Annotated in this window: 9 protein-coding genes and 1 other RNA gene; 3 read left to right on the forward strand and 7 right to left on the reverse strand. The window is 70.6% G+C overall.

From position 1 onward, the window contains the following. Positions 1–12: 12 nt before the first annotated feature. The 3 genes from J0I43_RS11125 to ffs all read right to left on the reverse strand — a co-directional run bounded on the left by J0I43_RS11125 (position 13) and on the right by ffs (position 3,520). On the reverse strand, positions 13–1,218 hold the full coding sequence (locus J0I43_RS11125; protein WP_292863481.1) for an acetate/propionate family kinase: 1,206 nt from the start codon (positions 1,216–1,218) through the stop codon (positions 13–15). Further along, positions 1,215–3,371 (reverse strand): phosphate acetyltransferase, encoded by a 2,157-nt coding sequence (gene pta / locus J0I43_RS11130; RefSeq protein ID WP_292863484.1) that lies wholly within the window; start codon positions 3,369–3,371, stop codon positions 1,215–1,217. The genes J0I43_RS11125 and pta overlap by 4 nt, the downstream gene beginning before the upstream one ends. A gap of 52 nt (positions 3,372–3,423) precedes the next feature. Next, an RNA gene (gene ffs, locus J0I43_RS11135) (signal recognition particle sRNA small type) lies at positions 3,424–3,520 on the reverse strand. A 130-nt stretch (positions 3,521–3,650) separates the two neighbouring features. On the opposite strand from ffs, the gene J0I43_RS11140 reads away from it, so the two are divergent. From J0I43_RS11140 to J0I43_RS11150, 3 genes are read left to right on the forward strand one after another with little or no spacing between them, the layout of a single operon-like run. Then, positions 3,651–4,631 carry an AAA family ATPase gene (locus J0I43_RS11140; protein ID WP_292863487.1) on the forward strand — a complete coding sequence of 327 codons (981 nt, stop codon included), beginning with the start codon at positions 3,651–3,653 and terminating at the stop codon, positions 4,629–4,631. A gap of 9 nt (positions 4,632–4,640) precedes the next feature. Further along, on the forward strand, positions 4,641–5,897 hold the full coding sequence (locus tag J0I43_RS11145) for a DUF58 domain-containing protein (RefSeq protein ID WP_292863490.1): 1,257 nt from the start codon (positions 4,641–4,643) through the stop codon (positions 5,895–5,897). Further along, positions 5,884–8,178 (forward strand): DUF3488 and transglutaminase-like domain-containing protein, encoded by a 2,295-nt coding sequence (locus tag J0I43_RS11150; protein WP_292863493.1) that lies wholly within the window; start codon positions 5,884–5,886, stop codon positions 8,176–8,178. The genes J0I43_RS11145 and J0I43_RS11150 overlap by 14 nt, the downstream gene beginning before the upstream one ends. Before the next feature lie 36 nt (positions 8,179–8,214). On the opposite strand, the gene J0I43_RS11155 is transcribed toward J0I43_RS11150, so the two are convergent. From J0I43_RS11155 to J0I43_RS11170, 4 genes are all read right to left on the reverse strand, one after another. Beyond that, on the reverse strand, positions 8,215–9,681 hold the full coding sequence (locus J0I43_RS11155) for a dicarboxylate/amino acid:cation symporter (protein WP_292863496.1): 1,467 nt from the start codon (positions 9,679–9,681) through the stop codon (positions 8,215–8,217). A gap of 167 nt (positions 9,682–9,848) precedes the next feature. Beyond that, positions 9,849–11,177, reverse strand: coding sequence for an HNH endonuclease signature motif containing protein (locus J0I43_RS11160; RefSeq protein WP_292863499.1), 1,329 nt, complete (start codon positions 11,175–11,177; stop codon positions 9,849–9,851). A 121-nt stretch (positions 11,178–11,298) separates the two neighbouring features. Beyond that, positions 11,299–11,787: a flavin reductase family protein gene (locus J0I43_RS11165; RefSeq protein ID WP_292863502.1), complete on the reverse strand. Its 489-nt coding sequence runs from the start codon at positions 11,785–11,787 to the stop codon at positions 11,299–11,301. Further along, the gene (locus tag J0I43_RS11170; protein ID WP_292863505.1) at positions 11,784–13,121 is read right to left on the reverse strand and encodes an LLM class flavin-dependent oxidoreductase; all 1,338 of its coding nucleotides are present in this window, start codon (positions 13,119–13,121) and stop codon (positions 11,784–11,786) included. Before J0I43_RS11170 ends, J0I43_RS11165 begins: the two co-directional genes overlap by 4 nt. Positions 13,122–13,365 lie beyond the last annotated feature (244 nt).

A 13,365-nucleotide genomic window follows, 5' to 3' on the forward strand; every position in this document is an offset into this window, starting at 1 on the left:
TGCGTGACGTTCTCAGTCGCGCGCGGTGGCCGCGCGCGCGACCTCGAGGGTCTGGCGCGCGATCTCGAGCTCCTCGTTGGTCGGCACGACGAGGACCGTGACGGCGGAATCGTCGGCGGAGATGACGCGGATGCCGCGCTCCCGGCGCTCGTTGCGCTCGGGGTCGAGGCGGATGCCGAGGAACTCCAGCGTGGCCAGTGCCTGCGCCCGGACCAGGGCCGAGTTCTCACCCACCCCCGCCGTGAACGAGATGACGTCCACACCGCCGAGCTGCGCGATGTAGGCGCCGATGTAGGCGCGGATCCGGTGGATGTACACGTCGAAGGCGAGCATCGCGGCGCCGTCGCCCGCCTCGCGGCGCTGCTCGATGTCGCGCATGTCGCTGACGCCCGCGAGCCCCAGCAGGCCGCTGCGCTTGTTGAGCAGGGTGTCGAGCTCGCCCGGAGTCATGTCTTCACGGCGCGCCAGCACGAGGAGCACCGAGGGATCGAGGTCGCCCGAGCGCGTGCCCATCACGAGCCCCTCCAGCGGGGTGAGCCCCATCGAGGTCTCCACCGAGTGGCCGCCGTCGATCGCGGTGATCGACGCGCCGTTGCCGAGGTGCAGGACGATCTGCGTGAGTTCGCGCAGCGGGCGGTCGACGAACCGGGCCGCCGCCTCGCTCACGAACTTGTGGCTCGTGCCGTGGAAGCCGTATCGGCGGATGCGGTGCTTCCGCGCGAGGTCGCGGTCGATCGCGTACGTGTAGGCCGCGGGCGGGAGGGTCTGGTGGAACGCGGTGTCGAAGACGGCGACGTGCGGGATCTCGGGGAACGCCGCGCGCGCGGCGCGGATGCCCTGCACGGCCCCCGGGTTGTGCAGGGGCGCCAACAGCGACAGCTCGTCGATGTTGATCTCGACGAGGTCGGTGATCAGGGTGGGGTGGAAGAAGCGCGCCCCGCCCTGCACGACGCGGTGGCCGACGGCGGCGAGCTGTGCCTCCGCCAGCGACGGGCCGGCATCCTCGAAGGCCTGCAGCATGAGAGCGAATCCCACCGCGTGATCGGGGATCGGCAGCTCGATCGCCGTCTTGACCCCGTCGACCTCGTGCGTCGCGGCGCCGAGCGGCTCGCCGATGCGCTCGACGAGGCCGGATGCCAGGGCCTCCTGCGTCTCGACATCGATGAGCTGGTACTTGAACGACGACGAGCCGCTGTTGATGACGAGGACGACGCTCATGCGGTGGGGTCCGTTCCCGCAGGCTGTGCCTGCGCCTGGATCGCGGTGATCGCGATCGTGTTGACGATGTCGTCGACCAGCGCTCCGCGCGAGAGGTCGTTGATGGGCTTGTTGAGCCCCTGCAGCACCGGGCCCATCGCGATCGCGCCCGCCGAGCGCTGGACCGCCTTGTAGGTGTTGTTGCCGGTGTTGAGATCGGGGAAGACGAAGACGGTGGCGCGGCCGGCGACCTGCGACTCCGGCATCTTCGCCTTCGCGACGGCGGCGTCGGCGGCCGCGTCGTACTGGATGGGCCCCTCGACGAGCAGGTCGGGCGTGCGCTCGCGGACGAGAGCGGTCGCCGAGCGCACCTTCTCGACGTCGGCGCCGAAGCCCGACTCGCCCGTGGAGTACGAGAGCATCGCGATGCGCGGATCGATGCCGAACTCGCGCGCGGTCGCCGCGGAGGAGATCGCGATGTCGGCGAGCTGCTCGGCCGTCGGGTCGGGGATGACGGCGCAGTCGCCGTAGACGAGGACGCGGTCGGCGAGCGCCATGAGGAAGACGCTCGAGACGACCGACACCCCCGGACGGGTCTTGATGATCTCGAACGCCGGGCGGATCGTGTGCGCGGTCGTGTGGGCGGCGCCCGAGACCATGCCGTCGGCGAGGCCCAGGTGCACCATCATCGTGCCGAAGTAGGAGACATCCGTGACGATGTCGGCCGCCTTCTCGTAGGTCACGCCCTTGTGCGCGCGGAGGCGTGCGTACTCGGTCGCGAACAGGTCGACGGTCTCCGGATCGAAAGGACTCAGGACGCGGGCGCCGGACAGATCGAGGCCGAGTTCGACGGCGCGACCGCGGACCTCGGCATCCTCGCCCAGGATCGTGAGGTCGGCGATGCCGCGCGCGAGGACGGTCGCGGCGGCCCTGAGCACGCGGTCGTCGCCCCCCTCGGGCAGGACGATGCGCTTGCGCTCGGTCCGCGCGGTCTCCAGCAGCTGGTACTCGAACATGAGCGGCGTCACGACGGCCGAGTGCGCGAGCCCGAGCGCCCGGGTCAGCTCCTCGGTGTCGACGTGCTGCTCGAAGAGCGCGAGCGCCGTGTCGAAACGGCGCTGGGAGCCCGCCGCGAGGCGTCCCCGACTGCTCATGACGCGCACGGCCGTGTCGTAGGTGTCGAGGTCGGTCTGCACGATCGGCAGCGACGAGTCGAGGCCGATCATGAGGTCGTGCACGACGGTCGGGAGGGGGAACGGGCCGTTGAGGATGATGCCCGAGATCGAGGGGAACGTCCCGGACGAGTTCGCCAGGAGGAGGCCGAGAAGGACTTCCGTGCGGTCGGCCGGGACGATGACGATGGCGCCCTCGGTGAGGCGCGGCAGGATGTTGTTGAGCGACATGCCCGCCACGACCACATCGAGCACTTCGCGGGTGAGCAGGTCGTCGTCGCCGCGCAGCAGGCGACCGTCGAGCTTGGGCATGAGGTCGCGGACCGCCGGCGCGACGAGGTAGACGTCCTCGGGGATCGCCCAGACGCTCACGGGCGCCTCGCGCGTGCCGTCCGCCGCGGGTGCGTCGGCGACGACCTCCCGGATCGCCGCGTTGATCTCGTCGAGGCGATCGGGGTCGGCGCGGTTCGTGATCACCGCGAACAGCTCCGCGCGGTGCTGGGCGAGGTCGCCGAGCGCGGGCACGACGAGGCGGACGAGCTCTTCCGGCGTGCGTGCGACGCTCAGCCCGAGGCGATCGCCTTCGCTGGCACGCCCGTTGAGGACGGCCAGGACGGGCGCGCCGAGGTTCGCCGCGATGCGTGCGTTGTAGCCGAGCTCGCTCGTCGAGCCGACGTCGGTGAAGTCCGACCCGACGATGACGACGGCGTCGCACTTCGCCTCGACGGCTTTGAACCGCTCGACGATCGTCGACAGCGCGGCATCCGGATCGCGGCGCACGTCGTCGTAGGTGACGCCGACCGATTCCTCGTAGTCGAGCTCCACCCCGATGTGCTGCAGCAGCATCTCGAGCACGTAGTCCCGCTCGATGTTCGACCGGGCGATCGCACGGAAGACCCCGACGCGCGGCGTCGTGCGGCTGAGCGCGTCCAGGACGCCGAGGACGACGGTGGACTTGCCCGAGAGACCCTCGGTCGACGTGATGTAGATGCTCTGGGCCACGCTGCCAGCCTACGGGCGCTCGTCGGCAGGTGGCCAGGAACGGCCCGGGGAAAAGAAAGACTCTCCGCGAACCCGGCAGAGCCTGGTTACCCTTGCTACGTTTCCGTCCTGGGGGAGTTGGCCTGGATGCCGCCTCGCGGAGAGCTTCTTGGAGTTTACCCGACGTCCGGCCCGCGGGGCGCCACACCGGGTTAGCATCGGTTCACGCGCGTCACCGGCGACGCATCGCCCCGCGCATCTCCCCGCGCATCGTCCTGACCACCGGGAGGCTGGCCGCTCATGACCCCCGCCCCGATCACCGCCGATGCGTTCGCGCGCCAGACCGACGCGATCCTCGCCTCGGTGTCGCGCGTCATCGACGGCAAACCGGCCGCCGTGCGCGCCGCGCTCGTGTGCCTCGTCGCCGAAGGACATCTCCTCATCGAGGACGTCCCCGGCGTCGGCAAGACGATGCTCGCGCGCGCACTCGCGGCATCCGTGGATGCGACGGTGCGACGCATCCAGTTCACGCCCGACCTCCTCCCCGGCGACGTCACGGGGGTCAGCGTCTACAACCCGGTCGAGCGCGAGTTCGAGTTCAAGCCCGGCGCGATCTTCGCCCAGATCGTGATCGCCGACGAGATCAACCGCTCCTCCCCCAAGACGCAGTCGGCGCTGCTGGAGGCGATGGAGGAGCGCCAGGTGACCGTCGACGGCCGCTCGCACGCGCTCGACGAGCCGTTCCTCGTCGTCGCGACGCAGAACCCGCTCGAGATGGAGGGCACGTACGCGCTGCCCGAGGCGCAGCGCGACCGGTTCATGATGCGGATCTCCATGGGCTATCCGGATGCCGCGAACGAAGCGCTCATGCTCCGCCAGCGCGACGTCGTGAACCCGCTCGACGCGCTCGCCCCGGTCATCGACGCCGCCGGCGTGCGCGGCCTCATCGCGTGGGCACGGAGTGTGCACGTCTCCCCCGCCGTCGAGGAGTACACCGTCGCGCTCGCCCGCGCGACGCGCGAGCACCCCGACCTGCGACTCGGCGCGAGCCCCCGCGCCACGCTGCAGCTCATCCGTGCGGCGAAGGTGTGGGCCGCGCTCGACGGCCGCGAGTTCGTGATCCCCGACGACGTCGCGAGCCTCGTCGAGCCGGTCTTCGCGCATCGGCTCATCGCGGTGCGGGGCGCGGCGACCGCCCGCGGGCGGTCGGGTGCGGACACCGTCGCAGTGACGCTCCGTGGCATCGTCGGTTCGGTGCGCGTGCCGCTGGCGGCGCGCTGAGGCGCACGGATGTCACGCTGGCCGCTCACCGCCCGGGGAACCGGAGCCGCCGTCCTGGCGCTCGTCGCCTTCATCGGCGCGCACGCGTTCCAGATCACCGAGCTGCTGTATGTGAGCGTGCTTCTCGCCGTCGCGCTCGTGGGGAGCGTCGCGACGCTCTACCTCGTCCGGCGCACCGAGCGCGTCGAGAGGTCCTTCGATCCGGATGTCGGCGCGGTCGGAAGCGACCTCGACGTCCACCTCCGGGTCGAGATCCGTTCGCCGCTGCCGACGGCGCAGGGGCGTTGGCACGACCGGCTTCCCGACGGCGTCACGGGCCCGGCCGACGGGATCTTCCCGCAGACCGGGTCGGGCATGCGGGCGGGCTCACGGGCGGCGCTGCTGCGATACTCCGTGACGCTCCGCCGCCGCGGCATCCGGAGCGTCGGACCGATCTCCGTCACCTCGACGGACCCTTTCGGCTTCGCACGGCGCCGCCACGCGATCGGCCGCGCCGTGCCGTTGACGATCACCCCCGCCGTCGTCGCGCTCGGCCCGCTGAGCGACCTGCCGGGTGACATCGGCGGCACGATGCACACGACCAGCGATCAGCTCGGTCAGGGTTCGGACAATCTCGTCCCCCGGCACTACACACCGGGCGATTCGATGCGCCGGATCCACTGGCGCGCGAGCGCGCACCGCGACGCGCTCATGGTGCGTCAGGAGGAGCAGGAGACCACCCCCGCCGCGCTCGTCGCGCTCGATCGCGCCTCGGCGCGCTGGCACGTCGAGGCGACGCGCGCGCCAGGCGCCGACCCCGCGTTCGAGGTCGCGGTCTGCGCGTGCGTCTCGATCGCCGCGCGCCTCGTGCAGGAGGGGTACCTCGTGACCGTCGTCGACTTCGACGGGACGCCGCTGTCCGATCCCCTCGACGGGGGCGATGCCGCCGGCATCGAACAGCTCGCGATCGATCTCGCGCCGGTCACCGCGCGACGCGACGGGTCGACGGAGGACCTCGCGGCGCTCCTCGCCGCACCGGTCTCGGAGGGCGCAACCGGGCCGCTCATCGTCATCGGGGGCGCGTTGACGTCGTCGGATGCCGCTGCGCTCGCGCCGCTCGCGCATCGCAGCGCGATGCCGGTGCTGTTCGCGATGATGCCGTCGCGGGATGCGCTCGCGGACGCCGCAGCGGCGGGATGGCGCGTCGCGGCGATCGCGACGGAGGACGACCTCGTCGACGCGTGGACCGACGTCGCCGAGCGGGGAGCGCACCGTGTCGGGCGGTGACGTGTACTCGACACGGGGCGCCGAGCGGCAGCGGCGGCCGCGGGGCGAACTGCGCCTCACGCTGACGATGTGGCTCGCGCTCCTCGCGACGCTGCCTCCGCTCGCACGCGTCATCCACACCGGCCCGTGGATGCCGGGCGCGGCGGTGCTCGCGGCGGTGCTTCTGGCGACGGGGTTCGGGCTGCGCCGGCGACGGGTGCCCGCGATCGGCGTGACGCTGGCAGAAGTCGTCGTCTGGGCCCTCGTCGTCACGGGGGGCTTCTTCTCCGGCACCGCCCTGTGGGGTTTCCTCCCCACCGGCGCGGTCGTGGCGGCGGTGCCGGAGGTCATCCGCACGGCCTCCGACGAGATCGCTTCGGGCGTGGCGCCCATCCCGGCGACGCCCGCGATGTCGTTCGTGATCGTCGCGTCGTTCGGACTTCTCGCGATCGCGCTCGATCATGTCGTGCTGTCGGCGAGGATGCCGCTGCTCGCGGCGATCGCGCTCGTCCTCGTGTGGCTGATCCCTTCGGTCGTCGTGCCGGCTCCCGTCGACATCGCCGCGTTCGTCGTGCTCGCGATCGCCGTGCTCGCCCTGATCCGAGCCGAGAACCGCACGCGCGAGGCACCGATCATGGCGACCCGGTCGGGCGGTGTCGCCGCCGTCGCCGTGGCGATCGGTGCCGTCGCGATCGTGGGGGCGCTCGTCATCGGTCCGGCCCTCCCGCACCCGGCGGTCGGGGGCGCGGGATCGGGAGCGGCGGCCCGGATCGACCCCTCCCTGGACCTCGGCAGCGACCTCCGCCGCCCGGGCGATACGCCGGTGCTGACGCTCCGCAGCGATGCGCCCCAACTGCCGAACCTGCGTGTGACGACGCTGTCGATCTTCGACGGGTCGGTGTGGATGCCGGATCAGCTGCGCTCCGTCGCCCTCGCCGATGCGCCACTCGAGCCCGTGCAGGTCGCCGAGGGCATCGCGACGACCGAGTACCGCACTCACGTCGAGGTGACGCAGCTGTCGTCGGCCTATCTGCCGATCCCCTACCCGGCCGTCGCGATCGACGGCCTCGAGGGCGCCTGGCGGTCGGTGCCGTACAGCCGCACGATCCTCAGTGCGCAGAACAGCGCCCAGGGGCAGAACTACGACGTCGTGGCAGAGGTGCCGCGACCGACGCTCGAGCAGATCCGGGCGAGCCAGGCGCGCCTCGCGGAGAACCGCGTCGACGTGTACGCCCTCCCCGAGGGGACGCCCGCGGTGATCGGCGACCTGGCCCGGCAGGTGACGGCAGGCGCGACGACCGACTACGACCGCCTGGAGGCGCTGCAGACGTGGTTCCGCGGCCCGGAGTTCACGTACTCCCTCACCGCCCCCGTCACCGACGGGTTCGACGACACCGGCGTCGCCGCCGTCGCGGCGTTCCTCGAGAAGAAGGCGGGCTACTGCATCCACTATGCGGGCGCGTTCGCCCTCATGGCGCGCGAGCTCGGGATGCCGTCGCGGATCGTCGTCGGCTTCCTCCCCGGCGGGTATACGGGCGATACGGTCGACGGGCAGCGCGTGGCGGCCGTGACGACGGGGCAGCTGCACGCCTGGCCGGAGGTGTACTTCGACGGCATCGGATGGGTGCCGTTCGAGCCGACGAAGAGTCTCGGCATCGCCACGCGGTATGTGAGCGCGGCCTCGTCGACCGGCGGGACGGATGCCGAGGAGTCCGGCCCGACCCCGACGCCCACCTCGAGCGCATCGGCGGGAGCCCGTCCCGACGAGGCGCGCGACGAAGCGACGGGCGGCACCTCCGGGCAGCCGGCTGCCGGAGGGGACCCGCGGCCCGCACTCCTGATCGTCCTCGGCGCGCTCGTGGTCGCCTCAGTGCCCGCCGCGGCGGGCGCCGCCCGCCGCGGCTTCCTCCGTCGCCGAGGTGGCGTCGCCGCCGCGTGGGTGCTCGTGCAGGACGCTGCGATCGACCTGGGAATCGCGGTATCCGCCGCGCAGTCGCCGCGAGCGTTCGGTGTGCGCCTCGTCGCGGAGGGGGCGCCGGAGGACGCGGTCGCCCGGCTCGTCGCGGCCGTCGAACGGGAGAACTATGCGCCGCGCGGTGGCGGCGCGGAGAGCGCAGCTCGCCATGGTGCCGGCGGCGCAGGCGGCACGGGCTCGCGTGACGGGATCGCGCAGGCCGATGCGATCCGCGTCGGCCTGCGCGCGCGCCGCGGCCCGCTCGATCGGGCGCGGGCCACGCTCCTGCCGCGGTCCCTCGTCGTGCGCCCGGGGTCGGCGTTCGCAGACAGAGACGCCCTGGTCTGAGCGGGGCTCAGACCAGGGCGTCGGCTCGGGTCGCGCTCAGACGCGCGCGGGCGTCTCCGTGCGGATGCCGTCGTCGACGGCATCCGCGGGCGCGGCATCCGTCGAGGCGTTGTCGTCATCGCCCGAGTCGTCCGAGAAGGGCTCGCCGTCGCGCGGCGCGTCGTAGAGGGCCACGTCGAGGATGCCCTCGCGCTTCGCGACGATCGTCGGGACGAGCGCCTGGCCCGCGACGTTGACCGCCGTGCGGCCCATGTCGAGGATCGGGTCGATCGCGAGGAGGAGGCCCACGCCTTCGAGCGGCAGACCCAGCGTCGACAGGGTGAGGGTCAGCATGACGGTCGCCCCGGTCGTGCCGGCGGTCGCGGCCGAGCCGACGACCGAGACGAGCGCGATGAGCAGGTAGGAGACGAAGTTGAGCTCGACGCCGAAGAACTGCGCGACGAAGATCGCGGCGATCGCCGGGTAGATCGCGGCGCAGCCGTCCATCTTCGTCGTCGCGCCGAGCGGCACCGCGAACGACGCGTACTCGCGCGGCACGCCGAGGTTCCGCTCGGTGACCCGCTGGGTGAGGGGCAGCGTGCCGATCGACGAGCGTGACACGAAGCCGAGCTGGACGGCGGGCCAGACGCCGGAGAAGTACTGCTTGATCGACAGGCCGTGGCTCTTCACGAGGATCGGGTAGACGACGAAGAGCACGAGCACGAGCCCCGCATAGACCGCGACGACGAACCAGACGAGGGTCAGCAGCTTGTCGGTGCCGTACTGCACGACGGCGGAGGCGATGAGGCCGAGGGTGCCGATCGGGGCGATGCGGATGATCCACCACAGCACCCGCTGGACGATCTTCAGGGTCGACTGCGTGAAGGCGACGAAGGGCTCGGCGCGCTTGCCGAGCTTCAGCGCGGCGACGCCGACCGCGATCGAGATGACGATCACCTGGAGCACGTTGAAGCCGACCGTCGAGGTGACGGCGCCGGTCGTGGCATCCGCCGAGCTCGACACGGTGAGGCCGAGGAAGTTCTGCGGGATGATCCCCTTGAGGAAGTTCCACCACGTGCCGACCGCGTAGGGGTCGGCGGTCGTCAACTGATCGTGCGCGACGCGATTGCCGGGCTGGATCGTGACGCCGAGGACGATGCCGATCGTCACCGCGATGAGGGCCGTGATCCCGAACCAGAGGAGAGTCTGTCCCGCCAGGCGCGCGGCGTTCGTGACATTCCGCAGCTGGGTGATGCTCGCGACGATCGCGAGGAAGATGAGCGGGACGACCGCGACCTTCAGCAGCGTGACATAGGCGTTGCCGATGGTGGAGAGCGTCGCGGCGAGGCCGTTGGCGTTGCCTTCTGCATCGGGGCCGATGTTCAGCGCGAGGATGCCGAGCAGGATGCCCGCGACGAGCGCGATCGTGATCTGGAATCCGAACGAGCGGTAGAACGGCTTCTTGGGCCGGGGGGTGCGTGCGGCCGGATTCGACGCGGGCGCGGTGGTGCGGGGGGAACTCATGAGGGGTGTATCTCCTGGGGTGGCGGATGCCGGTTGGTGCAGCGGCCCGCAGAGAGCAGACCACGCTCGACCCTACGACGACGCGATGCGACGACAGGGGGATGTGACGAGTGACGACAACGGCACACACGCCGCCCGCATTCCCGCCGCGAGCTCGCGGGCACGCGTCACGCGGCGGACGGACGGCGCCACGGTCGGCGTTCCGGCGGGTCGAACATCCAGCGCAGCGGCGACGCGGTCCGCAGTTCAATCGGGGGCGTGAGGTCACCCGGCGGCGGCAGGAGGAGGAAGGGGCCCTTCCCCTCGCGGGTGATGCGCCTGCCAGTCATATGCAGGTGCACGTGATGGAAGGCGCACAGCAGGACGCCGCGGTCGATGTCGGTCGCGCCCTCGTCGCGGACCCACTCGTCGATGTGGTGCGCTTCGGTCATCGACGGCGGACGATCGCAGCCGGGCCAGATGCACCCGCCGTCTCTTGTGGCGAGCGCGATGCGCTGACGGGAGGAGAACAGCCGCGCATCGCGACCGATGTCGAGCGGGTTCCCACCCGCGTCGAGCGTCACAGGGGTGATGCCGAGATCGCAGACGAGTCGCTCGACGATGGAGCCGGGCACCGTGAGCGCGCCGTCCTCGCTGTGCGCGACCTGCAGGAGCCTTTCGAACAGGTCGCGCGGCGCGGCGCCGTCGCGGTCATCATGGATGGTCACGACTCGCACGCCCGCACATCGTGCTCCGAAGACATCCTTGGCTTCCGCTTTCGCGCCCGCATGGACGAGATCGGTGATGAGGTCGTACGCCAGCTGCTCGTTCGTCCGCGGGTCGCTCCTGAGTTCGGACGCTGCGGCACGCTCCTCGTCGGTCAGGAATCGGGGGCCGCCGCGGCGCGGGCGGAGCGCGGCATCCATCACGGTCTGCCAGAAGGCGAAGGTCGCGTCGTCGAAGACGATGTGGCCGTGGCGCCGCCCCTCGGCATCCGTGCGCATCCGGAATGATCGAGCCGCATAGTGGTCGCGCCAGCGTTCTTCCGCACCCGCCGGGTCGATCGCGTCGCGAACGGAACGCGCCGCGGCGATGAGGTCTTCAACAGAGCACGACGTCGCTTCGTCGATCAGCTGCATCGCGGCGACCCGCCAGACCTCCCTGACGTCGTCGGCGGGCCGGTCCATCGCGGGCGGCTCTCCCAGACCACGACGGATCGCATCGACCTGAGCACTCGAGAGCCGCCCGGCGAGCAACGCGTCACCGAGCGGTTCGTGCCACGGACGAACGGCGACCTCCTCGTCCGGCGAGAGGGGCGCGGCCTCGGCATCCTGCGTCAGATCCGGAACGCCGGCGACAAGCGCTTCGCCCACCTTGACCGCGCGGATCGCCTCGCCGCGCGTCGCGCCGGTGATCTCTTTGACCATCTGTACGGGAGTGCGGAAGCCCTCCACCTGAGCGAGGCCGCCGTGCCCGCGATCGCGCGCGGACCGCCGGGCGACGACACCCGCGAGCACGACCTCAAGCTTCGACGAAGTCCGCAAGACGGTCGATGCCGTCGCGAAGATCTCCGATGAAGCTCATACGTCGACTCTGCCAGATTCGAACATAGATCTTTCTTCGAGTCTCGTGGATCGGTCACGCGATCTTCGTGAAGCCCGACCGGTGCCACAGCAGCGGTTGGTGCGCGAAGTCGGTGCTGAGTTCTTCCACGCGGAGCACCACGATGTCGTGATCGCCTGCGGGGTACGTACTCCACACCGAGCATTCCAACCAGATCGGTGCATCCAGGAGAAGGATCGCACCGTGGGAAGTCCGATGCACAGCGAGGCCTTCGAGCCGGCGGGACCGGTCGGGCGCGGCGAGCTTGCGCGCGTGGCGGGTGTGGCCTTCTCCGAGCACCGACACGCCCAGCCTCGACGCAGTGCTGAGAATGGGCCAGGTGGAGGAGGTGTGCTGCACCGCGAACATCACCAGCGGAGGGTCCTGTGAGACGCCGACCGTGAACGAGGAGGCGACGAGGACGTGGTCGCTCCCCGAAGCGGCAGCAGCGATGGCGACGACGCCGCAGGGAAAGCCGGAGAACGCCTCACGCAGGAGGGCAGGATCGCCGCCGTGCGGTCTCATGCCTTCACCCCCACCGCGCTGCCGTTCAGGCCGAGGTGGTCGCGGAGCTGGGTGCCCGTGTACTCGGTTCGGAACGCACCTCGTCGCTGCAATTCTGGGACCACCCGCTCCGTGAAGTCCTCCACGCCGGTGGGATAATGGGTGGGTACGGCGAGGAACCCGTCACAGGCGTCCGCGTCGCGCCATGTCTGCACGGCATCGGCGATGGTGGCAGGCGAGCCGATCATCTTCAGATAGCTGCCCTCGGCGAAGTAGCGCGCCGTCTCGAGCACGGTGAGGTTCTTCTCCCGCGAGATGGCCATGATCGCCTCACGGTGCGACTTCCCGGCGTTCGTCTCGGGGAGCTCCGGCACGGGCGCGTCGAGATCGAAATCGCGGAAGTCGACCCCGCCGGCAAGCGGCTTGAGGTTGCTGAGCGCGAGGTCGTCGGGGATGAGGGCCATCATCTGGTCGGCCAGATCACGAGCGTCGGCGTCGGTGTCTCCGACGATCGGGGTCATTCCGACGAGCACCTTGATGCTGTCTGCGGGGCGCCCGTAGGCGACGGCGCGGGCGCGGATGTCGTCGCGGAACGCCCGTGCCTTGTCGATGTCGGACTGCAGCGTGAACACGACGTCCGCGGTGCGAGCGGCGAGGTCCCTGCCCGGTTCGGAGGATCCGGCTTGGAAGATGACCGGACGGCCCTGGGGGCTGCGGGCGGTGGTGAGTGGCCCCCGGACCTTGAAGTGCTCGCCGTCGTGGTTGAGGAAGCGCATCTTGTCGGTGTCGAAGTACACACCGGTCTTCTTGTCGCGACTGATCGCGTCGACGTCCCAGGAGTCCCACAGCCCGGTGACCACGTCGACGAACTCGCCGGCGCGTTCGTAGCGGGCGGCGTGCTGCATGTGTGTGTCCAGGCCGAAGTTCTGCGCTTCGTCCTCATTGAACGAGGTGACGAGGTTCCATCCCGCACGGCCACCGCTGAGGTGATCGAGCGTGGAGAACCGACGGGCGAGGTTGTACGGGTCGTTGAACGTCGTGGTCGACGTCGCGGCGAGCCCGAGATGCGTGGTGTGCATGGCCAGGGCGGGGAGCACCACGGTGGGATCGAGGTGGATCGAGCGGGGGTTCGCCGCCCCGTAGGTGTCACCGGCGAGGATGTCGTTGCTTCGGCGCACGGCCGCTTGGTCCTCGAAGAAGATGGCGTCCAGCTTGGCGCCCTCGGCGAGCTGAGCAGCACGGGTCAGGTGATCGATGCTCATGTCGATCTCAGGGATCGCATCGGGCAGGCGCCACGCGCCGAGGTGGTAGCCGGGGAACAGGAACAGGGCAAGGTGCAGTGTCTTGGATGACATGGAAGGGTCCTCTGATGAGTGCGGTCACGGCAGCATGACGGCGGCACTGATGGAGTTCGCGCGAGATGGCGAGAAGGAGATCGCGCGACGTCGACATCGTGTCGGCGTGCGCGGAAGAAAGCGCCGAGTGCGGGATCAGCTCTGATGGTCGCCGTGAGCGATCGCGCCACGGTTCCACACCGCGGAGGGATGGACGGACGGGACATCCGACATGATCAACCTCCCGAGTGAGCAGCAGCTATAC

The organism is Microbacterium sp., from assembly GCF_017305435.1.
Classification (GTDB): domain Bacteria; phylum Actinomycetota; class Actinomycetes; order Actinomycetales; family Microbacteriaceae; genus Microbacterium.